Annotated in this window: 22 protein-coding genes and 1 pseudogene; 16 read left to right on the top strand and 7 right to left on the bottom strand. The window is 73.4% G+C overall.

Translation table 11 applies throughout. From position 1 onward, the window contains the following. The first annotated feature begins 204 nt into the window (after nt 1-204). From ACZ4IF_RS13060 to ACZ4IF_RS13050, 3 genes are all read left to right on the top strand, one after another. The gene (locus tag ACZ4IF_RS13060; RefSeq protein ID WP_467562167.1) at nt 205-1146 is read left to right on the top strand and encodes an AraC family transcriptional regulator; all 942 of its coding nucleotides are present in this window, start codon (nt 205-207) and stop codon (nt 1144-1146) included. 194 nt (nt 1147-1340) lie between these two features. Further along, entirely contained in the window at nt 1341-2210 is an 870-nt protein-coding gene (locus ACZ4IF_RS13055) for a LysR family transcriptional regulator (protein WP_467562165.1), read from the top strand. Nucleotides 2211-2704: 494 nt separating this feature from the next. Then, the gene (locus tag ACZ4IF_RS13050; protein WP_467562344.1) at nt 2705-3835 is read left to right on the top strand and encodes an MFS transporter; all 1131 of its coding nucleotides are present in this window, start codon (nt 2705-2707) and stop codon (nt 3833-3835) included. A 7-nt stretch (nt 3836-3842) separates the two neighbouring features. On the opposite strand, the gene ACZ4IF_RS13045 is transcribed toward ACZ4IF_RS13050, so the two are convergent. After that, complete coding sequence (locus tag ACZ4IF_RS13045; protein WP_467562163.1) at nt 3843-5270, bottom strand: YhgE/Pip domain-containing protein; 1428 nt, start codon at nt 5268-5270, stop codon at nt 3843-3845. Between the two features lie 410 nt (nt 5271-5680). Here ACZ4IF_RS13045 and ACZ4IF_RS13040 point away from each other — a divergent pair, with 410 nt between their 5' ends. After that, a complete protein-coding gene (locus ACZ4IF_RS13040) occupies nt 5681-8068 on the top strand; it encodes a SpoIIE family protein phosphatase (RefSeq protein ID WP_467562161.1) in 2388 nt (795 codons plus the stop codon). Between the two features lie 75 nt (nt 8069-8143). Here the strand turns inward: ACZ4IF_RS13040 and msrB are convergent, their stop codons facing one another. The 4 genes from msrB to ACZ4IF_RS13020 form a co-directional block, all read right to left on the bottom strand. After that, the gene (msrB, locus tag ACZ4IF_RS13035; protein ID WP_467562159.1) at nt 8144-8551 is read right to left on the bottom strand and encodes a peptide-methionine (R)-S-oxide reductase MsrB; all 408 of its coding nucleotides are present in this window, start codon (nt 8549-8551) and stop codon (nt 8144-8146) included. A gap of 28 nt (nt 8552-8579) precedes the next feature. After that, nucleotides 8580-9968 (bottom strand): UDP-N-acetylmuramate--L-alanine ligase, encoded by a 1389-nt coding sequence (murC, locus tag ACZ4IF_RS13030; protein ID WP_467562157.1) that lies wholly within the window; start codon nt 9966-9968, stop codon nt 8580-8582. A 79-nt stretch (nt 9969-10047) separates the two neighbouring features. Next, nucleotides 10048-10521 (bottom strand): hypothetical protein, encoded by a 474-nt coding sequence (locus ACZ4IF_RS13025; protein WP_028800753.1) that lies wholly within the window; start codon nt 10519-10521, stop codon nt 10048-10050. 132 nt (nt 10522-10653) lie between these two features. After that, complete coding sequence (locus ACZ4IF_RS13020) at nt 10654-11448, bottom strand: pyrimidine reductase family protein (RefSeq protein ID WP_467562154.1); 795 nt, start codon at nt 11446-11448, stop codon at nt 10654-10656. Here ACZ4IF_RS13020 and zapE point away from each other — a divergent pair. The 8 genes and pseudogenes from zapE (at nt 11447) to ACZ4IF_RS12980 (ending at nt 18889) form a co-directional block, all read left to right on the top strand. Next, nucleotides 11447-12586 (top strand): cell division protein ZapE, encoded by a 1140-nt coding sequence (zapE, locus tag ACZ4IF_RS13015; protein WP_467562152.1) that lies wholly within the window; start codon nt 11447-11449, stop codon nt 12584-12586. The two genes, ACZ4IF_RS13020 and zapE, sit on opposite strands and share 2 nt — an antisense overlap. Before the next feature lie 226 nt (nt 12587-12812). After that, the gene (locus tag ACZ4IF_RS13010; protein WP_467562150.1) at nt 12813-13151 is read left to right on the top strand and encodes a hypothetical protein; all 339 of its coding nucleotides are present in this window, start codon (nt 12813-12815) and stop codon (nt 13149-13151) included. Between the two features lie 70 nt (nt 13152-13221). Then, a pseudogene (locus ACZ4IF_RS13005) lies at nt 13222-13446 on the top strand (carbonic anhydrase); the annotation flags it as partial. A gap of 59 nt (nt 13447-13505) precedes the next feature. Continuing rightward, nucleotides 13506-14960 carry a SulP family inorganic anion transporter gene (locus ACZ4IF_RS13000; protein ID WP_467562148.1) on the top strand — a complete coding sequence of 485 codons (1455 nt, stop codon included), beginning with the start codon at nt 13506-13508 and terminating at the stop codon, nt 14958-14960. Nucleotides 14961-15064: 104 nt separating this feature from the next. Beyond that, complete coding sequence (locus ACZ4IF_RS12995) at nt 15065-16162, top strand: slipin family protein (protein ID WP_467562146.1); 1098 nt, start codon at nt 15065-15067, stop codon at nt 16160-16162. Between the two features lie 180 nt (nt 16163-16342). Then, nucleotides 16343-17563, top strand: a complete 1221-nt coding sequence (gene thrS / locus ACZ4IF_RS12990; RefSeq protein ID WP_467562144.1) for a threonine--tRNA ligase — start codon at nt 16343-16345, stop codon at nt 17561-17563. A 246-nt stretch (nt 17564-17809) separates the two neighbouring features. Continuing rightward, nucleotides 17810-18667 carry a polysaccharide deacetylase family protein gene (locus ACZ4IF_RS12985; protein ID WP_467562142.1) on the top strand — a complete coding sequence of 286 codons (858 nt, stop codon included), beginning with the start codon at nt 17810-17812 and terminating at the stop codon, nt 18665-18667. A 33-nt stretch (nt 18668-18700) separates the two neighbouring features. Beyond that, on the top strand, nt 18701-18889 hold the full coding sequence (locus ACZ4IF_RS12980) for a hypothetical protein (RefSeq protein ID WP_467562140.1): 189 nt from the start codon (nt 18701-18703) through the stop codon (nt 18887-18889). Between the two features lie 38 nt (nt 18890-18927). Here ACZ4IF_RS12980 and ACZ4IF_RS12975 read toward each other — a convergent pair whose 3' ends face one another. Together ACZ4IF_RS12975 and ACZ4IF_RS12970 are read right to left on the bottom strand one after the other, a co-directional pair. Then, nucleotides 18928-19599 carry an ABC transporter gene (locus tag ACZ4IF_RS12975; RefSeq protein WP_467562138.1) on the bottom strand — a complete coding sequence of 224 codons (672 nt, stop codon included), beginning with the start codon at nt 19597-19599 and terminating at the stop codon, nt 18928-18930. Next, on the bottom strand, nt 19596-20633 hold the full coding sequence (locus tag ACZ4IF_RS12970) for an ABC transporter ATP-binding protein (RefSeq protein WP_467562136.1): 1038 nt from the start codon (nt 20631-20633) through the stop codon (nt 19596-19598). Before ACZ4IF_RS12970 ends, ACZ4IF_RS12975 begins: the two co-directional genes overlap by 4 nt. A gap of 72 nt (nt 20634-20705) precedes the next feature. Between ACZ4IF_RS12970 and ACZ4IF_RS12965 the strand changes: the two genes are divergently transcribed. The 4 genes from ACZ4IF_RS12965 to ACZ4IF_RS12950 all read left to right on the top strand — a co-directional run bounded on the left by ACZ4IF_RS12965 (nt 20706) and on the right by ACZ4IF_RS12950 (nt 24556). Then, nucleotides 20706-21476 (top strand): aminoacyl-tRNA hydrolase, encoded by a 771-nt coding sequence (locus ACZ4IF_RS12965; protein WP_467562134.1) that lies wholly within the window; start codon nt 20706-20708, stop codon nt 21474-21476. A gap of 63 nt (nt 21477-21539) precedes the next feature. Further along, nucleotides 21540-22184 (top strand): TetR/AcrR family transcriptional regulator, encoded by a 645-nt coding sequence (locus tag ACZ4IF_RS12960; RefSeq protein WP_467562132.1) that lies wholly within the window; start codon nt 21540-21542, stop codon nt 22182-22184. 87 nt (nt 22185-22271) lie between these two features. Next, complete coding sequence (locus ACZ4IF_RS12955; protein ID WP_467562130.1) at nt 22272-22886, top strand: TIGR03086 family metal-binding protein; 615 nt, start codon at nt 22272-22274, stop codon at nt 22884-22886. Between the two features lie 311 nt (nt 22887-23197). Continuing rightward, on the top strand, nt 23198-24556 hold the full coding sequence (locus ACZ4IF_RS12950; protein WP_467562128.1) for an MbnB/TglH/ChrH family RiPP precursor modification enzyme: 1359 nt from the start codon (nt 23198-23200) through the stop codon (nt 24554-24556). The last annotated feature ends 146 nt before the right edge of the window (nt 24557-24702 follow it).

Raw genomic sequence — 24702 nt, 5'->3', positions numbered from 1 at the left:
GGCAGTCATAGGAGTTGCAAGGGTGATGGGAGGGGCGCGAGTTGACGCGGCGCACGACGGTAGCCGCGTGACGGCGCCCGCGCTTGCCCCGGCGCGCAAGGAAGTTGCTGTCATGCGCACGGGGCGTGTGCAGTAGGCTGACGCCGCGTAACTACCGCCAAAAGCACGGGAGTTGAGGTGCCGCTGCCAGCGGGGAGCTACCTCGTGGACTCGCAGTCGACCCATGAGGTGACACCGCGTGAGCGGGCCGACTTCTGGAGCGAACACATCGGGTCCTACCAGTCCCGGATGGGCTTCGCGTACGCACGCCCGGACGACTTCGGCGGCGAGACCGTCCGGCAGCGGACCGAGAAGTACCAGCTCGTCAGGTTCCGGTCCGACGAGATCGAGTACAGCAGGACCGCGCGTCAGGTCCGCGAGGACCCCGACGGGGACTACCGGTTACTCCTCCCGCTCACCGGCGGGATCGTCCTGCGGCAGGACGGCCAGGAGGCACGGCTCACCCCGGGGACCGGCACACTCGTCTCCTTCGACTCCCCCTTCGACTGCCTCCAGGACGCGACCACCCAGGCGTACATCCTCACCATCCCCGCCCGCGAGGTGGACGGCCCCCTCAACCGCAAGTCACCGCTGGCCACCGGCCTCGACCTGACCAGGGGGCTCGGCCGGGTCGTCGGCTCCATGCTGAACGACCTGCACGCCGAGCGCGACGCCCTCACCGACGCCCAGTTCGACGCCGTCTCCGACCGCATCGTCGAGCTGCTGTGCATGCTCGCCACGGGCGACGACCGGCCCGACGGAACCGGGCAGCTGTCCGACGTGGAGACCATGGTCCGCCGCTATGTCCGCGACCACGCGGCCGACCCGGCTCTCACGGGTACGTCCATGGCCCGCGCGCTCGGCTGGTCGCTGCGCCAGATCCAGCTGGCCCTGCAGCGGGCGGGCACCACTCCGCGCGACCTGATCCGCGAGGAGCGGCTCCGGCTCGTCCGCGAGCGCCTCCAGTGCGGCGACTGCGAACACCTGACGATCACCGACCTCGCGTACGCCTCGGGCTTCTCCTCCGCGAGCGCCCTGAGCACCGCGTTCCGGCAGCGCTACGGGCTGAGCCCCCGGGAGATGCGCAACGGCGGCCGGCGGTCCTGAGCCCGGCCGGACCTGCCCGGACGGTGATCCGCCGAGCGCGCCACCGGACCGGCGACCCGCCTGCGGACGGCCGGTGGTCGGCCGGTGGTCGGCCGGTGGTCGGCCGGCAGGTGATCACGGCCTGCGACAATCGATGCACAAGCCCATCTCCGAGGGAGATGGGGTGCGGCTTCGGGACCGGGAGCGGAGCGTACATGGACCTGCGGCAGATGGAGGTCGCCGTCGCGGTGGCCGAGGAGGGCGGCTTCACCGCGGCGGCGCAGCGCCTGCACGTGGTGCAGTCCGCCGTGTCCGGCACGGTGCGGGCGCTGGAGCGTGAACTCGGCACCCTGCTGTTCGACCGGACCACGCACCGGGTGTCGCTGACCGCGGCGGGCGAGGCCTTCGTCCCCGCGGCACGCGCCGCGCTGCGGGCCGCCGAGCAGGCACGGGCGGCGGTCGACGCGGTCCAGGGACAGCTGCGGGGCAGGATCACCGTCGGCACCATGCAGGGCGTATGGGCCGAACTGCACCGCCCGCTGGCCGCACTGCGCGCGGAACATCCGGGCGTGGTGGTCCGGCTGCGGCAGGCCGCCGTCACCGACATCCGGCAGGCACTGCGCCAGGGCACGGTGGATCTGGCCGTCGTCGCGCTCGACCGGCAGCAGCAGCGCGGTCTGGTGACACGGCTCCTCTCGCGCGAGGAGATGGTCCTGGTGTCGGCACCCGGGCGGGCGCTCGCCGCGGAGGGCCCGGACGGCACGGTGGCGCTCGCCGAGGCCGCCCGGCTGCCGCTCGTGGACTTCACGCCCGGCTGGGCGATCCGGCTCTGCGTGGACCGGGCGTTCCGTGCCGCCGGTGTCGAGCGCGACACGACCTTCGAGGTCAACGACATCGTCGCCGCGTCCGAACTCGTCCGCAACGACCTGGGTGTCTGCATCATGCCGGCGTCGATCGCGGCACGGTTCCCGGACCTCGCGACACGCCGCTTCGACCGGCACGCGCCCAGCTGGAAGGTCATGGTGGTGCGCCCGCGCGGGGAGACACCCCCGGCCGTCGCCGCGTTGCTGCACCACATGTCCTGATGGCCGTCCCGCCGAGTGTCCCGATGGCGGTCCCGCCGGGCGACCCTGCGCGGCGGGCCCGGAGCACGACGTCCTGAGGACAGGCGCCGGCCGGGAGCGACAAGCCCTGGGGACGGTCACCCGCTGAGCGAGACGCCCTGAGTCCGGTCGGCCCGCGGGAGGGCCGCCCGCCCGGACGCCCTCCGAGGACGACGCCCCGGACCTCCGAACCCCGACTCATCTCTGCCGGAGATAACCGATATCTCTGATCATCGCGGCGCGGGGGGAAGGGACACGTCCCGTCCGGTGCTGAGGAGACCGTACGGGCGGCAAGGAGGCCGCCCGTCCAGCAGACAGCGTTCCCGCCGAACCGTCCCCGCCGGTTCTCTTCCCGAGAAGGTGCCGTGTCCGCATCCTCCGAATCCTCCGGGCTCCGGTCCCAGAGCCCGTCCGCCGCCGCGTCCCCGCACGGCGTACCGGGGCGGCTGGTCGTCCTCCTCGCCGTCGCCTCCGGCATGACGGTCGCCAACCTCTACTACGCGCAGCCGCTGCTGTCGTCCCTGCGTGACGTCTTCCACGTCAGCACCACGGCGGCCGGCGGCCTGATCACCCTCACCCAGGTCGGCTACGTCCTCGGCATGCTCTTCCTGGTCCCGCTCGGCGACCGGCTGGAGAAGCGCGGACTGATCACCGTGCTGCTGGGCGTCACCGCGCTGGCCCTGGTCGCGGCGGGCCTCGCGACGAGCTTCCCCTTGCTGCTGGCCGCGTCGCTCGTCGCCGGGGCCACCTCGGTCGTCGCCCAGATCGTGGTCCCGTTCGCCGCGAGCCTCGCGCCCGATCACGCACGCGGCCGCATCGTCGGCCGGGTGATGAGCGGCCTGCTCACCGGCATCCTGCTCTCCCGCACGCTCAGCAGCCTGGTCTCCGACGCGGCCGGCTGGCGTGTGGTCTACCTCGGATCCGCCGTCCTGATGGCCGTGCTGGCCGTGGCGCTGCGCGCCGCCCTGCCCGCGCACGCACCGACCACGACGATCCCGTACGCCCACGTCCTGCGCTCCACGCTGCGCCTGGTGCGCACCCACCCCGCGCTGGTGCGGCGCGGGCTCTACCAAGCGGCGATGTTCGGCGCGTTCAGCGCCTTCTGGACGACCGTCTCGTACGTCCTCACCGGCCCGCCCTTCCACTACTCCCCCGTCGGCGTCGGCCTCTTCGCGCTGGTCGGGGCGGCCGGTGCGGTGGTGGCGCCGGTCGCGGGACGCTGGGCCGACCGGGGGCTGACCCGGCCGATGACCGGTGTCGCCTTCGCCGTCGCCGCCGTCGCGTTCGCCGTCGCGGGGCTGGGCGGGCACCACATCGTCCTGCTCGCCCTGGCCGCCGTGCTGCTCGACATGGCCGTCCAGAGCACCCTGATCCTCGGCCAGCACACCATCTACCAGCTCGACGCCGACGCCCGGGCGCGCCTCAACAGCGCGTTCATCGCCATCTTCTTCGTCGGCGGCGCGCTCGGCTCCCAACTCGCCTCCGTCGCCTACCACGCGGCGGGCTGGCCCGCGGTGGCCGCCTTCGGCACGGCCCTGCCCGTACTGGCGCTGCTGTACTGGACGACGGAACGCGCGGCGGGCCGACGGGCCGCCGACGTCGCCTGACCTGACGTCAGGCGAGACGGGGGATCATGCGCTGCAGCCCCTTGCGGTCGTAGTAGCGGGTCATCGCGAAGCCGAACACCAGGGCCAGGGCGGAACCGACGGCGATCATGGTGCAGGCGCGGGCGAGACCGGCGTCGGCACGCGCGTCGAAGAAGAGGATGGCGCGCACCCCGTCGCTGAGCTGGCGCATGGGCTCGAAGACCGACAGGAAGCGGTAGAAGCCGGGAACGGCCTGGAGCGGGACGGTGGCCCCCGACGAGGGCAGGCCCAGCACGATGAACACGAACATGGAGACGAGCTGCCCGATCCCGCCGAAGGCCGCGTTGATGGCCTGGACACCGAGGCCGACCGCGAGGCTCGCGCAGTACGAGTAGATCCACAGCAACGGCAGACGGGTGGCGTCCATGCCGAGGATCGCGACGGTGGCCACCATGACGAGGGAGACCGAGAGCACGCAGATCCCGGCGGTCATGGCCATCTTCAGCAGCAGGGTCCTGGTGCGGTCGATCGGCACGGTCGGCCGGCGGGTGTGCCAGGGGCCGATCTCACCGTCGGCGTAGCCGAGCGCGGTGTCCACACCGGTGTTGATGATGTTGGCGCCGAGGAATCCGGCGAGCACGAGCAGCAGGGTGTAGTAGAACGCGGTCAGGCCGAGGCCGCTGTGCGTGCCGATGGGGTGTCCCACCTGGGTGACGACCTTGACCGGATCCGCCAGCAGGAGCCGCTCGGTGGCGTCGGCCCGCGCGGTGGCGGAGGCCGCCGTCAGCTCCTTGCCGATCGCCGCGGAGGCCTGCTGGGCGGCGGTCGTGCCGATCCGGGAGGCCAGCGAGGAGCCCAGGCTGCCCATGCCCGGGTTGGTGAGCACGGTCATCGTCGGCCGGACCGTCGCGTTCGCCGTGGTGAGCGCGGCCACGGAGTCGGTGAAGTCCGCCGGGACGACCAGGGCGCCGTAGATCTTCCCGGAGGCCATCTGCTCCTGGGCCTGCGCACGGGTGAGCCGACGCCAGCCGGCCTGGCCGGAGACGTCGCCGGACAGGATCTTGTCGGTGACCTGCGTGCCGAGGTTCTGCCGCTGCCCCGGCAGCGGACGGCCCCGGTCCTCGTCGACCATGCCGATGGGCAGGTGGTGCAGATGCCCGCTCGGGTTCACGATGCCGCCCATGTAGAGCAGGGACAGCAGCAGTGCGAGGAGCCCGGTCGTGGCGGTCGGGAACAGCCACAGCCGGGGACGCCGCAGCAGCGCGGAGACACGGGCCTCGGCGGGAGCGCGGGGGCTGGTCCGGCCCGGCTCGCCGTCGCATGTCCCGTCGGGAACGCCCGTCCCGCCCCCGCTGCCGGCGGTCGCTTCGCCCGCGGCGCCGACCGCTCCCCCGCCCGGGGTGCGCGGCCGGGTCTCGGGGCGGGACGGCTCGCGGTCTTCGTTGTCGGCGTCCATGGTGCTCCCTGAGGTCCGGGCCTGCCTTCGGGGTCGGCTTCCGGGAGGCTCGGCACCGCCGCGCGAGAGGCGGCCGACCTGCACCCGTGGAGCCGCCCACCGAGGTCAGCATGGTGCGTCCGGTGGTGCCGCGTCCGACGGCGCGCCGACCTCGCGGCCACCGGGCGCGGGCCCGCGCGTGCGGCGATGGCGGCGGGGTTTCGCCGTCAGCGGCGGGCGGGCTGACGGTGCCGAACCGCGGACGGCTGCGTGGGCCCGCCCGCCGGATCACCAAGAAGCCGCGCCGGTAAGCGCGTTGGGCCTCGTCCGCCTCGTCTCCCCCGCCTTCCGGACCCGTTGTACGGACGGGCGGGCCCAGGACCTGACCGGCCCGGTTGAGGGGACTGCCCGATCGGATCATGCTGGTACACATGGTGACATTGCCGAGGTCCGCGGGGTCTGCGGCCACGGCCGGTGACGCCATGGCGGTGGTGGATGCCCACGGAGTCGTCACGGGCTGGAGCGACGGTGCCCGGATGCTGACGGGCCACAGAGCCCAGGAGGTCCACGGGCGGCCGTTGGCGGAGCTGATCGACGGTGACGCCGACGCGGCCTGGCACGAGCTGCGGACGAGCGGCGGAAGCCTGGTGGCCGTGCGGTGCCGGGACGGGCGGCGCACGGACCTGGCGCTGCGGGCGTGGGCGCTGCTCGGCGAGCGGGGCGACGCCTCGGGATACGTGATCACCGCGGCACCGGACGACCGGGGCCGGACCCTGGGCGACCTGGCGTTCCGGCAGTCGTCGGTGTCGATGTCGGTCTTCGACACCGAGCAGCGGTACCTGCTGATGAACGACACGGCGTCCCGGCTGATGGGCCGGGCGGAGGCCGAGTTCGTCGGCCGGTTCTTCCCGGACACCGTGGAGAACGAGGAGCACAGCCGCGGCTTCGTGCGTCATCTTCAGGAGGTCGTGGAGACCGATCGGCCGGTGCACTACGAGAGCTGGACGCGGGCGCCCTCCGGGACGCGCACGCACGCCTGGAACACCGAGATGTGGCCGCTGCGCGGCCCCGCGGGGGATCTGCTCGGGGTGGCGGCGGCCGCGTTCGACAGCAGCGAGCAGTACTGGGCCAGACAGCGCCTCGCGCTGCTGAACAAGGCGGCCACCAGCATCGGCACGAAGCTCGACGTGATCCACACCGCGCAGGAGCTGTCCGAACTGGCGGTCCCGAGGATGGCGGACTTCGCCAGCGTCGACCTGCTGGACTCCGTGCTGCGGGGGGAGGAACCCTCCGTCGGCGCGGTGGGCGCCGACGTGGAGCTGCGCCGCGTCGCCCACCACTCGCGTACCGCCGGGGTGCCGGAGGCGGCGATCGCTCTGGGCTCCGCGGACGTGTATCCGCCGGCCTCACCGCCCGCCCGCGCGTTGGCGACCGGCGAGGTGGTGGTCACCAGGAGCGGCGAGCCGGGCCTCGACATCTGGCTGGCCCGCCACGACAGCCGGGCCACCCGGCTGCGGGAGACGGGGGACTGTGACGTCTCGCTGATGGCCGTACCCCTGGTGGCGCGCGGCACGACGCTCGGGGTGGCCGTACTCGTCCGGCTGCTCACGACGGGCAGCCCCGACCCCTTCGACGAGGACGACGTGTCATTGGTGCAGGAGCTGGCCAGCAGAGCCGCCGTCTGCGTCGACAACGCGCGCCGGTACACCCGGGAACACACCACCGCGCTGGCGCTGCAACGCAGTCTGCTGCCGCAGGCCATGGTGGGTCAGGCGGCGGTGGAGTTCGCCTCCCGCTACCTTCCGGCGCTGTCCCGGGCGGGTGTCGGCGGCGACTGGTTCGACATCATCCCGTTGTCCGGGACCCGGGTGGCGCTGGTCGTCGGGGACGTGGTGGGGCACGGCATCCACGCCTCCGTCACGATGGGCCGACTACGCACCGCGGTCTGGACGCTCGCCGACGTCGACCTGCCCCCGGACGAGCTGCTCACCCACCTCGACGACCTGGTCGGCCATCTCACGGCCGACGACAGCCAGACGGGCGGCCAGATCGGCGCGACCTGCCTGTACGCGGTCTACGACCCGGTGGCGCGGCACTGCACGATCGCCTCCGCCGGGCACCCGCCACCCGCCGTGCTCTATCCGGAGGGAGGGGTCGAGGTCGTCGAGCTGAGCGCCGGTCCGGTGCTCGGCATCGGCGGGCTGCCCTTCGAGTCCACGGAGCTGGACCTCCCCGAAGGGTCCGTGCTGGCCCTGTACACGGACGGACTCGTGGAGGCCCGCCACCTGGAGGTGGACGCGGGCACGGCCACCCTGTGCAGCGCGCTCGCGGCCCCCGCCGGGACTCTGGACGACGCCTGCGACAACGTGCTCAAGGCGCTGCTCCCCGAGCGCCCCGCCGACGACGTGGCTCTGCTGCTGGCGCGCACCCGCGCCCTGGACGCCGACCAGGTGGCGGTGTGGGACCTGCCGTCCGATCCGGCGGTGGTGGCCACGGCCCGGCAGCGCGTCGGGGAACGGCTCGCCGAGTGGGGGCTCGACGAGGCCGTGTTCGTCACCGAGCTCGTGGTCAGCGAACTGGTCACCAACGCCATCCGCTACGGCGGGTCCCCGATCCAGCTGCGGCTCATCCGCGACCGGGCGCTGATCTGCGAGGTGTCCGACGCCAGCAGCACCTCGCCGCATCTGCGCCGGGCCCGTACCTTCGACGAGGGCGGGCGCGGCCTCCTGCTGGTCGCCCAGCTCACCGACCGCTGGGGCACGCGTCAGGCAGGTTCGGGCAAGACCATCTGGGCCGAACAGACGCTCCCCGCCGACTAGTCCGCCGTACGGGAACGGACCCGCCCGGCCGGTGCCGGGCGGGTCCGTTCCCGGCCCTGCCGGCCGGTGCCGTGCTCAGCTCTCGTCCGGCGCCAGCCGCAGCGAGATGCTGTTGATGCAGTACCGCTGGTCGGTCGGGGTGGGGTAGCCCTCCCCCTCGAAGACGTGTCCGAGGTGGGAACCGCAGCGGGCGCAGCGCACCTCGGTCCGCACCATCCCGTGCGAGCGGTCCTCGATCAGCTCGACCGCGTCGCTGTTCTTCGGGTCGTAGAAGGAGGGCCAGCCGCAGTGCGACTCGAACTTCTCCGTCGAGGTGAAGAGCTCGGCCCCGCACGCGCGACAGGAATACACGCCCTCGGTCTTGGTGTCGGTGTACTCGCCGGTGAAGGCGGGCTCCGTGCCCGCCTTGCGCAGTACGGCGTACTCGGCCGGGGTCAGCTCCGCACGCCACTGCTCGTCCGGCTTTTCGACGTCGTACGACATGAAGCTCAACCCCTCACGAACGCTGTGGCTACTTCGACAGGCGGGCCAGGATCTCCGGACCGAGGTCCGTGACGTCGCCCGCGCCCATGGTGAGAACGAGATCACCGGGCTTCGCCATTCCCGCGACCGTCTCGGGCACGTCGCTCTTGTCGTGGACCGCCGTGACGTCCGCCCCCGCGGCCCGTGCCGCCTGGATGATCAGGTCGCTCGTGACGCCCGGGATCGGGTCCTCGCGGGCCGGGTAGATGTCCAGGACGACCGAGGCGTCCGCGAGGGCCAGGGCCTCGCCCATCTCCTTGCCCAGCTCCTGGGTGCGGGAGAACAGGTGCGGCTGGAAGACCACCAGGATGCGGCCGGAGGCGCCGGCGCGCATGGCCTCCAGGTCGGCCGTCATCTCCGTCGGGTGGTGCGCGTAGGAGTCGACGACCTGGACGCCGGCCTCCTCGCCCTTGAGCTGGAGGCGGCGCTTGACACCCGTGTACGACGCCAGGGCCGGGGCCAGCTCGGACGCGGGGACGCCCAGTGCCGCGCCGGCGGCCAGGGCCGCGACCGCGTTGTGCGCGTAGTGGCGGCCGGGCACGGAGACGGTGAAGGTGAGCTCGACTCCGTCCAGGAGGACGGTCACCTCGCTCTTGAGGCCTTGCGGGACCACGGAGAGCACCCGGACGTCGGCGTCGGCGGAGTCGCCGTACGTGACGACCCGGACGTCGCGGGCCCTGACCCGGCGCGTGAGTTCCCGCGCCCCTTCGTGGTCCGCCGAGATCACCAGCGTGCCACCCTCGGCGATCCGGTCCACGAAGGTCTCGAAGGACTCGTAGATCTCGTCCATGGAGGCGTAGTTGGCGTGGTGGTCGAGCTCGACGTTGAGGACGATCGCGACCTCGGGCGCGTACTTGTGGAAGCTGCGGTCCGACTCGTCGGCCTCGGCGACGAAGATCTCGCCGTCGCCGTGCAGGGCGTTCGAGCCGGGCGCGTCGAGGTCGCCGCCGATCGCGTACGACGGGGACAGGCCGAGCGAGGACAGCGACACGGCGAGCATCGACGTCGTGGTGGTCTTGCCGTGCGTGCCCGCGACGGCGATCGGGCGCAGGCCGTCCATCAGGCGGGCCAGGGCGTCCGAGCGGTGCACGACGGGGATGCCGAGCTCGGCCGCGCGGGTCAGCTCCGGGTTGTCGGCGCGGATCGCGGAGGAGACGACGACGCAGGTGGCGTCGGTGGCGAGGTGGTCGGCCGCGTGGCCGATGTGCACCGTCGCGCCCAGCGCGCGCAGGGCCTCGGCGGTCGCGGAGTCCTTGGCGTCGCTGCCGGCGACCGCGGCGCCGCGCTGCGCGAGGATCTTCGCGATGCCCGACATCCCGGCTCCGCCGATGCCGATGAAGTGCGGTCGGTCCATGGCGGTAGGAAGGCCGGGTGCCATGCGTGTTTCTCCCCAGGAAGCGTCGAGCGGGTCGAGAGGTGTTGCGGATCGGGTGGCGCCGGAGCGCGCGGGGGCAAGCCTATGCCTTGCTGTGCGAGAAGAGTTTCAGCACCGGCACGCCCACCTTGTGGCGGGCCCGCGAGGCCCAGTCCCGGTGGAAGAACTCTTCCACGTAGTGCGGGTCGGTCAGCACGATCACCTCGTCGGCGTCGATCTCGTCGACCAGGGCCTTCAGGGCGTCCAGCGGGTGGTCCTCCACGAGCCGGCCCTCGGCCGCGCTGCCGGTGGCACGCAGCGCCACCAGCGACACGTCCAGGGCCTGCTGCCCCTGGTCGGCGGCGGCCTCACCCTCGGGCGTCTCGCCCTCGCGGGCGGCCTCGTCCAGTTCGCCGAGCGCGACGTCGTCGATGGCCCGCAGCAGCCGGTCCGCCTGGTCCCCCCGGGGCTGGAGCAGCACATGGAAGGCGACCGACTCGTCACCGTGCAAGGTGGTGACGAACTCCACGTCGGCGGACGTCAGGGCCTTCTCGATCATCAATACGCTTGTGAACACGACAGGCGCCCTTCTCCTCCGTGGGCCGTCCCGGCCCCCTGCTGAAACCATCCTGCCCCGTGATCTCGCGGGGGCTGCGAGTTTTAGTGTGCCCAGCGGAAGATAAACGGAACGACGCATTCCGCCGACTCGTCAGGACCGACGGTATCGGCTGTACAGGAACCCGGCCTCCTCCAGCAGGGACACGAGTTCGAACCGCTCCGGGACCGCCACCGAGGGCCCTTCGGCGATCCGCTGGGCACCCCCCGCCGTGAGCATGGGCGACACCGTCAGACAGAGCTCGTCGAGCACTCCGGCCGCGATCAGCTGCCCCAGCAGGCGGGGGCCGCCCTCCGTCAGGAGCCGGGTGAGTCCGAGGTCGCCCAGGGCCCGCACGGCGCGAGCGGGGTCCACCCCCGCCCCGTCCCCGGCGATCACCACCCGGGCACCCGCAGCGCGCGCCGCCTCGATCCTGTCGGGGTCCGCCGCGGCGCCGGTCAGCACCAGTGTGGGCACCAGGGGCGAGGTGAACAGCGGAAGCGAGAAGTCCAGGTCGAGGCCGGCCGAGACGACCGCGACCGCGGGCGCGGGCCCCTGTCCGGCGGCCTCCCGCAGGGCCGCGAAGGCCTCACGCGCGCGTGCCGGCCGATAACCCTCCTGGCGTACTGTCTCCGCACCGACCACGACAGCGTCCGCGAGGCCCCTCAGCACCCCGAAGACCCGCATGTCGGTGGCGCTGGAGATGGGCTGCGAACGCCCGTCGTGCTGGGCGGCGCCGTCGAGCGTGGACACCATGTTGGCGCGCAGCCAGGGGCCTCGGACGTCCGGGTAGGCATAGGCCTCGGCCAGCTCCGCGAGCCCCCATTCCCGGTCCGTAGCATCCGCCACAGGGGCCTCACCCGGGGCCTGGGCTGCTGTTTCATAGGTCACAGGGAACAGGCGTCGCATGACGTGCAGTGTGGCACGGCGCTTAGAGTGGTTGACCGTGTCGTCCACCACCACCGCCTCCGGGATCGGCCCGATACCCGACGCGGCTCCGCTGTCACTGTGCGCCCGCGAGCCCCACGTCCCCGCCGACCGGCTCGTCGCAGAGATGGTGCCGCCGCCGCGCTTCGACTCGGTCCGCTTCGCCACCTACATCCCGGACCCGAACCAGCCCAGCCAGACCGAGGCCGTAGGCGTCCTCGAGGGATTCGCCGGCGGACTCGGCGGCGCGCACGCCGTAGGCGCACCCAAGCGCAAGCTGTTCGGCTTCGGCAAGGCCGCGAAGAAGTCGCCCGCCGGCCCCCGCGGCGTCTACCTCGACGGCGGATACGGCGTCGGCAAGACCCACCTCCTGGCCTCTCTGTGGCACGCGACCCCCGCGGAGCCCTCGCTCAAGGCCTTCGGAACCTTCGTGGAGCTGACCAACCTGGTCGGCGCGCTCGGCTTCCAGAAGACCGTGCAGACCCTCTCCGGGCACCGCCTCCTGTGCATCGACGAGTTCGAGCTCGACGACCCGGGCGACACCGTCCTGGTCTCCACGCTGCTCGGCAAGCTCGTCGACGCGGGCGTGGCCCTCGCGGCCACCTCGAACACACTGCCGGGCAAGCTCGGCGAGGGCCGGTTCGCCGCCGCCGACTTCCTGCGCGAGATCCAGGGCCTGTCGGCGCACTTCCGGCCGCTGCGCATCGACGGCGAGGACTACCGCCACCGCGGTCTGCCCGAGGCCCCGGCGCCGTTCTCCGACGAGCAGGTCACCAAGACCGCGTACGCCACCGACGGCGCCTCCCTGGACGACTTCCCGCACCTGCTGGACCACCTCGCACGCGTCCACCCCAGCCGGTACGGCGCCCTGACGGACGGCGTCCGCGCCGTCTGCCTCACCGACGTGCAGCCGGTCCCGGACCAGTCCACGGCCCTGCGGCTGGTCGTGCTCGCCGACCGCCTGTACGACCGGGAGGTGCCGGTCCTCGCCTCCGGGAAGCCCTTCGACCAGCTGTTCAGCGAGGAGATGCTGAACGGCGGCTACCGCAAGAAGTACTTCCGCGCGATCTCCCGGCTCACCGCGCTGGCCCGGGACGCCAAGGACATCGTCCACCACTAGAGGTCTCTCCGGGGGCGTCCCTGCGGCGCCCCCCGAGCACGGGCCCCGGCCCGCCGACGGCATGCTCGGGGTCGCGGCCCCCGAGCGCGGGATCACGCCAACTGCACGACCTCTTTCGGGCGCACTTCGCGGGCGAAACGTGGAGTTAACCGCGCAAACGACTCGGCGGGTTAACGTACTTGTACGCGCCGACTCCCGGCGGCGCGAACCGCCGGAAGGGGGGCGCATGTTACGAGGCAGGACGGCCCGGACCCTGTTCACGGCGCTCGCCGCCGTGCTGATCCTCCTGCAACTCCTCGGCCCCGCCGACACGTTCGCATCCGCGCACAGGGGTGAGACCGTCGCCTGTGCCGAGACCGAGCATCCGCACAAGGCCGCTCCGGCCCCCGGCGCCCGTCGGCACGCCCGCGACGAGGACCTCGTACCCGAACCGCCGTCGCACCCCCTGTCGGTGGACGGCCCCGCGGCCACGCACTCCCCCGTCCCGGGCGCCGCCTCGCGCCCCGGCATGCCGAGATCCCCGGCCGCGCACTCCCCGGAGGGGCTTCAGGTCTTCCGATGCTGAGCGGAGCGATTCCCCCCACGCTCCGTTGTGCAAGCCGACGCGCCCACAGGGCGCGCCAGGAGGATCCGACATGCAACCCCTCATCGACCACGCCCGCTCCATCGGCCGGCGGCCCGAGGACTTCGCCTCGCTCGCCCACGGCCATTCACCGCGGGTCCTGTTCCCCACCTCCGACTCCAGGGTCGTCCCGGCCCTGATCACCGGCGTCCGTCCCGGGCAGCTGTTCGAGCTGCGCACCGCGGGCGGCACCGTCCCTCCCCCCACCCCGGACCGGCCGGCCCAAGCGGCCCGCACCGGTGCCGTACGCGCGCACCTGCCGGACAGCGACACCTTCGAGGCGCTGTGAGGCGCACGATGACCTTCCCCCACCTGCGGCAGGACTTCGCCGCGTCGGTCGTCGTGTTCCTGGTCGCCCTGCCCCTGTGCGTGGGCGTCGCCGTCGCCTCCGGCGTACCCGCCGAACTCGGCCTGGTCACCGGCATCGTGGGCGGCCTCGTCGCCGGGTCGATGCGCGGCAGCAGCCTCCAGGTGTCGGGGCCGGCCGCCGGGCTGACCGTCCTGGTCTTCGAGGCCGTTCGGGAGTACGGCCTCCCCGTCCTCGGGGTCGTCGTGCTCGTGACGGGCCTGCTCCAACTGCTCATGGGCGCCCTGAAGCTGGGGCGCTGGTTCCGGGCGATCTCGGTCTCCGTCGTCGAAGGCATGCTGGCCGGGATCGGGCTCGTGCTGATCGCCGGCCAGCTCTACTCGATGGCGGGCCTGAAGGCACCGGCGTCCGGGCTCGACAAGATCACCGGGCTGCCGGGGGCACTGGCGGACGCCGTGCGGAGCACCGAGGCGCTGACCTCGCTCGGGCTCGGCGCCGGCACCGTGGTCGTCCTGGTGCTGTGGCCCAGGCTCCCGCGGCGCGTACGCGCGGTTCCGGCGGCGCTCGGCGCGGTCGCCCTCGCCACTCTGGCCGTGTCCGTGTTCGGACTTCCCGTCGCGCGGGTGGAGGTGCACGGACTGCTGGAGTCGGTCCAGCCGCCGCCGCTCGACACGTTCGGCGAGCTCGGGCGTGTCGGTGTCCTCGGCACGATCCTCGCCTTCACGCTGATCGCGTCCGCCGAGTCCCTGTTCAGCGCGGCGGCCGTGGACCGGCTGCACGACGGACCGCGGACCCGGTACGACCAGGAGCTGATGGCCCAGGGCGCCGGCAACACGGTCTGCGGGCTCCTCGGTGCCCTGCCGATGACCGCGGTGATCGTCCGCAGTGCGGCGAACGTCCGGGCGGGCGCGCGGACCAAGGCCTCCCGCGTCCTGCACGGCGTGTGGCTGCTGCTGTTCGCGGCACTGCTGCCCGCCGCGCTCGGCGTCATCCCGCTGCCCGCCCTCGCGGGCGTCCTGGTGCACGCGGGCTGGCGGCTGATCCCGCTGCGCGAGATCGCGTCGCTGTGGCGCGAGCACCGGGGCGAGGCGCTGGTCCTCGTCGTCACCGCGGTGTCGATCGTCGCCGTCAGCATGTTCGAGGGAGTCCTGATCGGGATGGCGCTCGCCGTGGGCAAGACGGCCTGGGAGGCCTCCCAGGTCCGCCTCGACGTCATAGACAAGGGGGCGGGCCCCGTCCAGGTGTACCTCTCGGGCAACGCGACGTTCCTGCGGCTGCCGAAGATCCTCGACAGCCTGGAGGCGCTGCCGCAGGACCGGCCGGTCGAGCTGGACCTGTCCGGACTGCACCATCTGGACCACGCGTGCCGGACGGCGCTGGAGACCTGGTCGGAGCGGCACAGCGCGGCAGGGGTCGAGCCGGTGAAGATCACGCCGGGGCACTGAACCGCGCACGGGAGCCCGCCGCACGGCGGCCCGGCCCCACGACGTAAAGTGGACATGTTGGGCATACTCGACGGGTGTGCCGGGCGGCTCGGAAGGGGGTCGTCATGGTGGAAGAACTCGTCGTCGCGTGCGTGGCCACGGCTTCGGCCGGTGTGGTCTACCTCGCCGCGGCGGCCCGGGTCGTCAAGCAGTACGAGCGCGGAGTGGTGTTCCGGCTGGGCAGGCTCGCGGGGAACGTGCGCCCGCCGGGCTTCACCATGATCGTTCCGGTCGTGGACCGGATGCACAAGGTCAACATGCAGATCGTGACCCTGCCCGTGCCGGCGCAGGAGGGCATCACACGGGACAACGTGACCGTGCGGGTGGACGCGGTCGTCTACTTCAAGGTGGTCGACGCGGCGAACGCGGTCATCCAGGTCGAGGACTACCGGTTCGCGGTCTCGCAGATGGCGCAGACCTCGCTGCGGTCCATCATCGGCAAGAGCGACCTGGACGACCTCCTGTCCAACCGCGAGAAGCTCAACCAGGGCCTGGAGCTGATGATCGACAGCCCCGCGATCGGATGGGGCGTGCAGATCGACCGCGTGGAGATCAAGGACGTGTCGCTGCCCGAGACGATGAAGCGGTCGATGGCCCGGCAGGCCGAGGCCGACCGCGAGCGCCGCGCCCGGATCATCAACGCGGACGCGGAACTGCAGGCCTCCAGGAAGCTGGCGGAGGCGGCCGGGGTGATGTCCGAGCAGCCCGCGGCGCTCCAGTTGCGGCTGCTGCAGACGGTGGTGGCCGTCGCGGCCGAGAAGAACTCGACGCTCGTGCTCCCGTTCCCGGTGGAGCTCCTCAGGTTCCTGGAGAAGGCGCAGACGGGACAGACGCAGCCCGCGGCTCCCGCGGACAGGCCGCGCCCGGCCGGGGACACGGCGCCGGAGCGGTCCGGCGCTCCCGGGGAACTCACCGCCGAGCCCGACGGACTCCGGCCGCCGGCCGCCCCGGACGAACTCCCGCCCGCCGCCGAACCGAGTGGCTTCGGCCTCACCGCCGAACCGGACGAGCTCGAACTCACCGCCGAACCCGACGAGCTCGAACTCACCGCCGAACCCGACGAGCTCGGACTCGCCGCGGGCCCCGCCGACCCGAAGGATGACCCGCGCGGCATCTTCGGGCGCGACGACTCCGCCCGCCGTGACGTGCCGGGCGGCGGATAAATCCGGTGCGGCGCCCCTGCCGCCTTGTTAGGGTCGGGACCATGCAGCGTGCCGCCATGAACACGACGACGCCGGACAGTGTCCCGGCGCGCTGACTGCTGACTGAGTCCGAAGCCCCGGGGCGAGTGCCCCGGGGCTTCGTCGTGCGGGTGCTCGCCTCCCCCGAACGAGGAGAGCACCGTGCACGACCACCGCCGACTCGGCCGTGAACTGGACCTGTTCGACACCGACCCCCTGATGGGCGCGGGCCTGCCGTACTGGCTGCCGGACGGCGCGGCCGTACGGCACGTCCTGGAGGAGTACGTCCGCGACGCCGAGCGGCGGGCCGGCTACCGGCACGTGTACTCGCCGGTGCTCGGCAAGCGCGAGCTGTACGAGATGTCCGGGCACTGGTCGCACTACAGCGACGACATGTTCCCGCCGATGGACCTCGGCGGCGAGCAGGTCGTCCTGCGGCCGAGCCTGTGCCCCCACCACGCGCTCATCTACCGCTCCCGCGCGCACAGCTACCGCGAGCTGCCGCTCCGCATGGCCGAGTTGGGCGCCATGTACCGCTCCGAGCCGTCCGGCGTGCTCGGCGGGCTCACCCGTGTCCGGGCGATCCAGCTCAACGACGCGCACATCTTCTGCACCCCGGACCAGGTCGCCGAGGAGGCCGACGCCGCACTGGGGTTGATCCGCCGGGCCTACGGGGCGATGGGCGTGCGGGCGGCCCGCTACCGGCTGTCGCTGCCCGGCCCCGGCGGGAAGTACGTCGCCGACCCGGAGCTGTGGCGCCGGTCGGCCGCAGTGCTGCGCGAGGTCCTCGACCGCGCGGAGGTCGCCTACGAGGCCGTCGAGGGCGAGGCCGCGTTCTACGGCCCCAAGATCGACGTCCAGGTCGCGGACCCGGCGGGCCGCGAATCCACCCTGTCCACCGTGCAGGTCGACTTCCACCAGCCGGAGCGCTTCGGCCTGCACTACACCGGCCCCGACGGTGCGAAGCACCGTCCGGTGATGGTCCACCGCAGCGTCGTCGGCAGCCTGGAGCGGGCCGTCGCCCATCTCATCGAGGTGCACGGCGGTGCCTTCCCGGCCTGGCTCGCCCCCACCCAGCTGGTGGCCCTGCCGGTCTCCGACGCCGAGGCCGAGCGGGCCGCGGAACTCGTGCGCCGCTGTCGCGACCAGGGGCTGCGGGCCGAGGCCGCGGGCCCGGAACAGGGCACCCTGGCGGCGCGGGTGCGTGCTCACCGCCTCGTCCCCTACCAGGCGGTGATCGGTCCGAAGGAGGGCGCCGACGAGATCTCGCTGCGGCTGCGCGACGGCCGCCGTCTCGGGACCCGTCAGGTCGGGGAAGTGCTGAGCCGTCTGCGGCGGGCCGTCGACACCCGCGCGGCCGACCTGCTCGACGAGGCGGCCTGAGCCGCGACGACGCTCGGCCGCCCGCGCTTCCCCGACGCTCCCGGTCTCCCGGCGCGGTACGCGGGCTGTCGCCCCTTCGCACGGCACCACGGCCGCGTTCCCGTCGTCCCTTCCCGCAGGACCGACGGGCGCGCGGCCGTCACCGGGACGCGTGCGCGGCTCCAGCCGGGTGACTTCGCGGCCGCGGGCGCACGACACAGCCCCATAAGGAGCAAATAGTCACATTTACCGAGATAATTTCATCATGTGACCATTTCAGTACGACAATTCGCCGTGACCTGTGCCGCCGGAGCCCTCGGAGCCGCGCTCGCCGCCTGCGGTGGCCCCTCCCCCCAGCACGCCGCCCGGCCCGGGCAGTCCGCCTCGGCCGCCGCCGCGCCGTCGAAGCCGCCCACACTCGCACCGGGCCCTGCCGGACTGACCCCCGTCTTCACGAACGGGCCCCGGACCCAGGACAAGACGGTCGCGCTCACCTTCGACGCCGACATGACCGCCGACGAGGGGCCGCGCGCGGAGGCCGGCGAGCGCTTCGACAACCCCCAGCTGATCGACACGCTGCGCGGTTTCAAGGTCCCGGCCACCGTGTTCATGACCGGACGGTGGGCCGAGGAGTATCCGCAGGAGGCCAGGACCATCGGACGGGACCCGCTGTTCGAGGTCGCCAACCACTCCTACAGCCACTATGCCTTCACCGGAAACTGCTACGGGCTTCCGACCGTGGGCGAGGCGGACATGCGGGGCGACGTGGAGCGCGCCTACGCCGCCTTCAAGAAGGCCGGGGTGCCCAAGGCGATGCCCTACTTCCGCTTCCCGGGCGGCTGTTACGACCAACGGGCGCTGCGCGCCCTCAGCGCGGTCGGCGTGACCGCCGTGCAGTGGGACGTGGTGAGCGGCGACGCCTTCGCGACGGACGCGGACGCCGTGGCCCGGCAGGTGCTGGAGGGCGTGAAGCCCGGTTCCGTGGTCGTGATGCACTGCACGCGCAGCGCCGCACCGACCACCGAGCAGGCTCTGCGGACGATCGTCCCCGAACTGCGCAAGCAGGGCTTCCGGTTCGTGAAGGTGTCCGAGCTGATCGGGCAGACGGCCGCCGGTCACCGCTGACGGGTCCCGCGAGGTGCGCCCTACCCTGGGGGCATGAGCGACTACTGCGGCACCCAGGCGGACCCGGCCGCCGAGGCTCCCGCGGCCGTCCCCACGGACGGCCCCCACGCCGAGTGCGTGCTGTGCCGGAAACCCACGGAATACCCGGAGTCGCACAAGGGGATCACGCTGTGCCCGGTCTGCGAGTGGCAGGAGGCACAGCGCACGGCCTGCTCCGGCTGATCGTCCCCGCCGGCCGCCGGTTCACGGCGACCGCCCGTTCACGGCGACCGGCGGGAGGTGAGCGCGCACGCCACCGCGAGGGCGCCCGCCGTGACGAGGACCGCGCCCGTCAGGGGCAGCAGCGGCACGGGGACCGTACCGGTCCGAGAGCCGGTGATCAGCCCGGTGAGCGCCGCGTGGGCGGGCGAGCCCGTCAGCACGAGCGCCAGGAGAGCCGCGAGGAGCATCGCGGGGACCGCGCGGCCCGGGGAGCGCAGCAGTGGCCAGGTCGTGAGCGCGCCGACCGCCGTGCCGAGCAGTGCGCACACGAGTGTCGCGAGCAGCCCGGCGCCGCCCGCCGCGGCCCACGGCACCCGACGGTGGTGGTCCGTGCTCGTCGGATCGCTGATCACCGTGACGACCAGCGTGGCCGTCACGCCGAGGATCACGGCCGCCCCGAGCGCGACCGAGAGGCAGGCCAGATGGGCCCGCGCCGGGCCGACGGCCGCCGCGGCACAGGCGCGCGCCGCCGGGGGCTCGCCGCTCGCGCAGACGCGGACCAGCCAGGCGGCGACGGGCAGCAGAGCGGCGGCCGTGTAGCCGAGCGAGTCGAGGACCGGCTGCCCGCTCTGCACACCGATCGCGAGGAACGCCGCGTACAGGATGAACGGCGGGAGCCAGCGCTGGGAGCGGAGCAGGAGCATGGTCTGATAGCGCAGGAGTGCGGTCATCGGCTGCTCTCGCTCTCCCGCGGGACGTGGAGCGGCAACGCGGCGCCCTTGGCGGGGTCGTGCCGGAGCGCGGCGCCCTCGGAGGAGTCGTCCGGGACCTCGGCACCCTCGGAGGAATCGTGTCGGAGGGCGGCACCGTCGGACGGGCCGCCCAGGACCCCGGCGCTCTCGGGCGCGTGCTCCCGGAGTGTCGCCCCGACGCTCACCACGTGCCACGGCGGCCGGGCGCCCAGCAGTGCCCTGAGCAGTACGTCGGAGTGGGACGCGGGCACGGTGAAAGAGATCGTCCCCGGGCCGGTGCGGTGCGTGACCGCCGACAGCGCGGTCGCCTCCGCGGGAGGTTCCTCGTCCGGCGGACCCTGCGCCTCGACCAGCACCCGCGGTCCGGCGACGCTGCCGCCGGCCGCCGGGTCCGTACGGCGGCGGAGCGCGCCCCCGGTCACCGTGTACGTCGCGTCCGGTACCCCCGCGAGCCGGCGCGGGTCGTGGTCGACGAACACCACGGCACCGCCGGCGGCCGTGCGCTCGGCGACCGCGCGTTCCAGTTCGGCGCGGGCGGCGGCGTCGAGCCCTGTCCAGGCCTCGTCGAGGACGAGGAGGTCCGGCTCGGCGAGCAGCGCCTGCGCGACGGCGACCTTCTGACTGCTGCCCTTGGACAGCTCCGCCATGGGCGTGCGGGCGTATCCCGCGGCGCCGAGCCGCTCCAGCCACTCGTCCGCAGCGCGGGCCGCGGCCGTACGGGACAGACCGTGCACGGCACCGAGGTGCCTGAGGTATCCGGACGCCGTGAAGGGCAGCGCGGCGGGGAAGCGCTCGGGGACGTACGCCGTGCGCGGGCGGCCGGTGATCCGGCCCTCGGTGGGCGCGTCGATTCCCGCGAGCAGCCGCAACAGGGTCGACTTGCCGGTGCCGTTGGCGCCCTCGACGCGAACCAGTGTGCCGGGTGCCGGCGCCAGGTCCACACCGCGCAGCACCCAGGGACCGCGGAGCCCGTAGCGGCGGCCGACACCCGCCAGCCGTAGATCGTCTCGCATGGTGACCCATCTTCGCCCGGGCCGGACGATGCCCGCAGAAGAACCGATCTTCCGCCTGGCAGACTGGAGGGCGTGAGCAGCGACCCGACCCCCGCGACCCCGGCCTCCGAGGCCGCCCCCGTCTCCCCGGCCTCCGAGGCCTCTGCCGACGAGAGCCCCTTCCGTACCGAGCGCATCGCGCGCGACGAGGCACCGCAGTTCGTGCTGCCCCTGGTCGTGCGGATCGAGAAGGCCGCTCCCCCGGCACGTACGGACGCCCTGGAGACCGCGGCCCGGGCCGTGCTGACGATCCTCGCGGACCGGCGCTCCCTGGACGACGGGGAATGGGCGCAGACGATGCGGGACTGGCAGGACGCCCGGATCCGCAAGGTGGTGCGGCGAGCGCGCGGCGCCGAGTGGCGGCGGGCCGCGGCGCTGCCGGGGATCACGGTGACCGGGAAGTCCGCGGAGGTGCGCGCCTTCCCGCCGGTCCCGCTGGACGGCTGGCCCAAGGACCTGGCCAAGCTCCAGGTCTCCGGCACCGATCTCGACGACCCCGAGCCCCCGGTGGACGCCGATCCGTCGGCGCCCGTGCTGTGGCTCAACCCCGATCTCGACATGTCCGCCGGCAAGACGATGGCGCAGGCGGGGCACGGCGCCCAACTGGCGTGGTGGGAGCTGTCGGACGAGGAGCGCGCGGCCTGGCGGGACGCCGGGTTCGCGCTCGCCGTGCGCACCGCGGACCCGGGCCGCTGGCGAGCGCTCACCTCGTCGGGGCTGCCGCTGGTGCGCGACGCGGGCTTCACGGAGATCGCACCGGGTTCCTGCACGGTGGTCGCGGACCACCCGGCGCTGCGACGCTAGGGCTTGCCCCAGCGGGGCCCGGGACGGGCCGCGGCCCGCGTGGACGAGCATGTGGAGGTCACGATGACCGGGTCCCGGCCGGACGGCAGGGTCGAACGGGGCAACCGTACGCGGCAGTCGGTGCTGCGCCGCACCGTCGACATCGCCTCGGTCGAAGGGCTGGAGGCGCTGTCCGTCGGCCGTCTGGCGACCGACCTCGGGCTCAGCAAGAGCGGGGTCTTCGCGCTGTTCGGCTCCAAACAGGAGCTGCAACTGGCCACGGTGCGGGAGGCGGCCCGCATCTACGTCGAGCAGGTCGTCCGGCCCGCGGCGGACATTCCGGCCGGGATCGGCCGTGTCCGGCGGCTGTGCGAGCTGTGGCTGACGTATTCCGAGGGCCGGGTCTTCCCGGGCGGCTGCTTCTTCTACGGCGTCATCGCCGAGTTCGACGCCCGGTCGGGGCCGGTGCACGACGCCCTCGCGCGTGCCCAGCGGGACTGGACGGACCACGTGGAGGGCGCCGTCGCCGAGGCCCGCGCGGCCGGCGAGCTCCACCCGGGCACGGATGCCGCCCAACTCGCCTTCGAGCTGATCGCGTTGATGGAGGCCGCGAACGCGGTGTCCGTGCTGCGCGACGAGGCGGACGCGTATCGCAGGGCCCGCGTCGCGGTCTCCGCCCGGCTGCGCGCGGCGGCCGTCGACCCGTCGCAGGTGGCCGAACTCTCCTGACCCGTAAGGCCGTCGACGCGGCGACGGCGCCGACGAGACGCGGGAAAACAAGTAGCACGACCGTTCGCTCAGTTTTAGTCTCGGGGCATGACCACGACCGGAACGGACATCGTCGAGCTCGACCGGATCGCCGTGCACGAGTCGCTCAAGGTCCTGGCGAGGGCCGGAGCGACGGACTGGGAACGGGACACACCCTGCGCGGGGTGGACCCTGCGCGCGCTGGTCGCCCACATGACCGCCCAGCACCACGGCTTCGCGGCCGCCGCGCGCGGGACGGGACACGAGGAGGCACACTGGCGGGAGCCCGCGGGCACGGACGACGACCCGGGGCGGACGTACCGGGAAGCGGCGAGCGCGGTGCTCGACGCCTTCGCCGAGCCGGGCGTCATGGAGCGGGAGTTCGTCCTGCCCGAGCTCGGCGGCACGTTCCCCGGGCGGCGGGCCGTCGGCTTCCACTTCATCGACTACGTGGTGCACGCGTGGGACGTGGCCGCCACGCTCGGCGTCGGCCTCGAGCTGCCCGGCGCCGTCCTCGACGCGGCGGCGGCAGTCGCCCGGCGCGTCCCGGCGGACCCGGCGCTCCGGGGGCCGGGCTTCGCCTTCGCACCGGCCCGCGACGTTCCGGCCGGTGCCGACGCCCTGGACGCGGCGCTGCGGCTGCTGGGCCGCGATCCGGAGGCATGGCCGCTCCCGGGCCGGTGAGCGCCGCGCGGAACCGACCCCGGCACCGACAACACCACCGGCAGCCCGACGACCGGTACCGGTGCCGGTACCGGTACCGGGAAGCCCGACCGGCGGCGACAGCGCGATCGGCACCGGCCGAGCGGACGCCACGGAACGGGACCGGCTGCCCGTCGGCCGCCCTGGAGAACCTCAAATGTTGCTCTGAACGTCCTCCGTGACGGATTCGGCCCCGTTTCCCGGGGCCATGACTTCGTCACACCGGGGGACACGGGTCCGTCGTGAGGAGACGACACGCAGCGTCTGGTCGAGACCGTGACGGAGGAGGGGCCATGAAGCAGCTGAGCCGACTGGGGACGGGAATCGGGTGGCGGCCGGAGATCGCCGAGGCCGTGGAGGGGATGCCCGGCATCGACTGGGTCGAAGCCGTCTCGGAGAACCTGTGCCCCGGGCACCTGCCAGAGTCGCTGGTGCGGCTGCGGGAGCGGGGCGTCACGGTCGTGCCGCACGGGGTCTCGCTGGGGCTCGGCGGCGCGGACCGGCCGGACACCTCCCGTCTGGCCGCGCTCGCCGAACGGGTCGAGGCGCTGGGCTCGCCGCTCGTCACGGAGCACATCGCGTTCGTGCGGGCCGGCGGACCGCTCACCGCGTCGCAGCCCCTGGAGGCGGGGCACCTGCTGCCGGTGCCACGCACCCGGGACGCGCTGGACGTGCTGTGCGAGAACGTCCGCATCGCGCAGGACGCGCTCCCGGTCCCGCTCGCCGTGGAGAACATCGCCGCACTGATCTCCTGGCCGGGTGAGGAGATGACCGAGGGCCAGTTCCTCTACGAACTGGCCGACCGCACCGGCGTACGGCTCCTCATCGACGTCGCCAACCTCCACACGAACCACGTCAACCGTGGCGAGGACCCCGCCAAGGCGCTCGACGAGCTCCCCGTGGAGGCCATCGCCTACGTCCACGTCGCCGGCGGTTTCGAACGCGACGGCGTCTGGCACGACAGCCACGCCCACCCAGTGCCCCCGCCCGTACTGGACGTCCTGGCCGACCTCGCCTCCCGGGTGTCCCCGCCGGGGGTCCTCCTGGAGCGCGACGAGAACTTCCCCGAGCCGGCGGAACTGGAGCGGGAGATCGGGGCGATACGGGAGACGCTCGCGAAGGCGTCGCGGGCGGACCGGGCCACGACGGGCTCCACCGCGGAGGTGGAGCAACCGGCGAACGGGCCGGTGGGGCCGCCCTCTTCCGGTTCCGACGAAGCCCGGGCGGACGAGGACCCGGCGGCCCGGCAGCGGCTGGCGCTGGCGCAGGCCGCGCTGCTGTCCGCACTCGTCGCCGGAACCCCCGTGCCCGAGGGCTTCGACCGGGTGCGGCTCGGCGTGCAGGCGCGGGCGCTCGCCGCCAAGCGCGCGGACGTGGTGGCGAAGGTGGCCGAGGAGCTGCCGGAGATCCTGGCGCGGGAGTACCGGCCGGCGTTCCTCGCGTACGCCCAGGGGCATCCGATGAACGGGGGCTACCGGCGCGACGCCCTCGACTTCGCCGAGCATCTGCTCCTCGCGGGGCTCCCGGAGGACACGGCCGCGCGCCGCCGGCTGCGCGCCTGGTGGCTGGAGCGCTCGGGTCCCGCTCCGCTGTCGCGACGCCCGGCCGCCCGACTGGCCCGCGCCACCCGCAGGGTGCTGCTGCGTCACTGACCCCTGCGCGCGGCGATCGCACCTGGCTGCCGCGGCGTTCCCGGGGGTGGCGCGCGGGGTGCGGCCGCTCGGCACCGCCGGGCCGTTGCGCGGACGTGCGGCAGGACCGGACCGGCCACCGCCCCGGGAGGCGTACGCACAGCGCC

It is taken from the genome of Streptomyces sp. NPDC025784 (genome assembly GCF_055558435.1).
Note: the sequence above shows the minus strand (reverse complement) of the source record. Positions and strands in the feature narration are given on the sequence as shown.

What these genes read in the sequence shown, in the direction of transcription:
- ACZ4IF_RS13055 (WP_467562165.1), top strand. Translation starts at nt 1,341, where the DNA reads ATGGACCTGCGGCAGATGGAGGTCGCCGTCGCGGTGGCCGAGGAGGGC.
- ACZ4IF_RS13050 (WP_467562344.1), top strand. Translation starts at nt 2,705, where the DNA reads ATGACGGTCGCCAACCTCTACTACGCGCAGCCGCTGCTGTCGTCCCTG.
- ACZ4IF_RS13045 (WP_467562163.1), bottom strand. Translation starts at nt 5,270, where the DNA reads ATGGACGCCGACAACGAAGACCGCGAGCCGTCCCGCCCCGAGACCCGG.
- ACZ4IF_RS13040 (WP_467562161.1), top strand. Translation starts at nt 5,681, where the DNA reads ATGGTGACATTGCCGAGGTCCGCGGGGTCTGCGGCCACGGCCGGTGAC.
- msrB (WP_467562159.1), bottom strand. Translation starts at nt 8,551, where the DNA reads ATGTCGTACGACGTCGAAAAGCCGGACGAGCAGTGGCGTGCGGAGCTG.
- murC (WP_467562157.1), bottom strand. Translation starts at nt 9,968, where the DNA reads ATGGCACCCGGCCTTCCTACCGCCATGGACCGACCGCACTTCATCGGC.
- zapE (WP_467562152.1), top strand. Translation starts at nt 11,447, where the DNA reads ATGACGTGCAGTGTGGCACGGCGCTTAGAGTGGTTGACCGTGTCGTCC.
- ACZ4IF_RS13020 (WP_467562154.1), bottom strand. Translation starts at nt 11,448, where the DNA reads ATGCGACGCCTGTTCCCTGTGACCTATGAAACAGCAGCCCAGGCCCCG.
- ACZ4IF_RS13010 (WP_467562150.1), top strand. Translation starts at nt 12,813, where the DNA reads ATGTTACGAGGCAGGACGGCCCGGACCCTGTTCACGGCGCTCGCCGCC.
- ACZ4IF_RS13000 (WP_467562148.1), top strand. Translation starts at nt 13,506, where the DNA reads ATGACCTTCCCCCACCTGCGGCAGGACTTCGCCGCGTCGGTCGTCGTG.
- ACZ4IF_RS12995 (WP_467562146.1), top strand. Translation starts at nt 15,065, where the DNA reads ATGGTGGAAGAACTCGTCGTCGCGTGCGTGGCCACGGCTTCGGCCGGT.
- ACZ4IF_RS12980 (WP_467562140.1), top strand. Translation starts at nt 18,701, where the DNA reads ATGAGCGACTACTGCGGCACCCAGGCGGACCCGGCCGCCGAGGCTCCC.
- ACZ4IF_RS12975 (WP_467562138.1), bottom strand. Translation starts at nt 19,599, where the DNA reads ATGACCGCACTCCTGCGCTATCAGACCATGCTCCTGCTCCGCTCCCAG.
- ACZ4IF_RS12970 (WP_467562136.1), bottom strand. Translation starts at nt 20,633, where the DNA reads ATGCGAGACGATCTACGGCTGGCGGGTGTCGGCCGCCGCTACGGGCTC.
- ACZ4IF_RS12960 (WP_467562132.1), top strand. Translation starts at nt 21,540, where the DNA reads ATGACCGGGTCCCGGCCGGACGGCAGGGTCGAACGGGGCAACCGTACG.
- ACZ4IF_RS12955 (WP_467562130.1), top strand. Translation starts at nt 22,272, where the DNA reads ATGACCACGACCGGAACGGACATCGTCGAGCTCGACCGGATCGCCGTG.
- ACZ4IF_RS12950 (WP_467562128.1), top strand. Translation starts at nt 23,198, where the DNA reads ATGAAGCAGCTGAGCCGACTGGGGACGGGAATCGGGTGGCGGCCGGAG.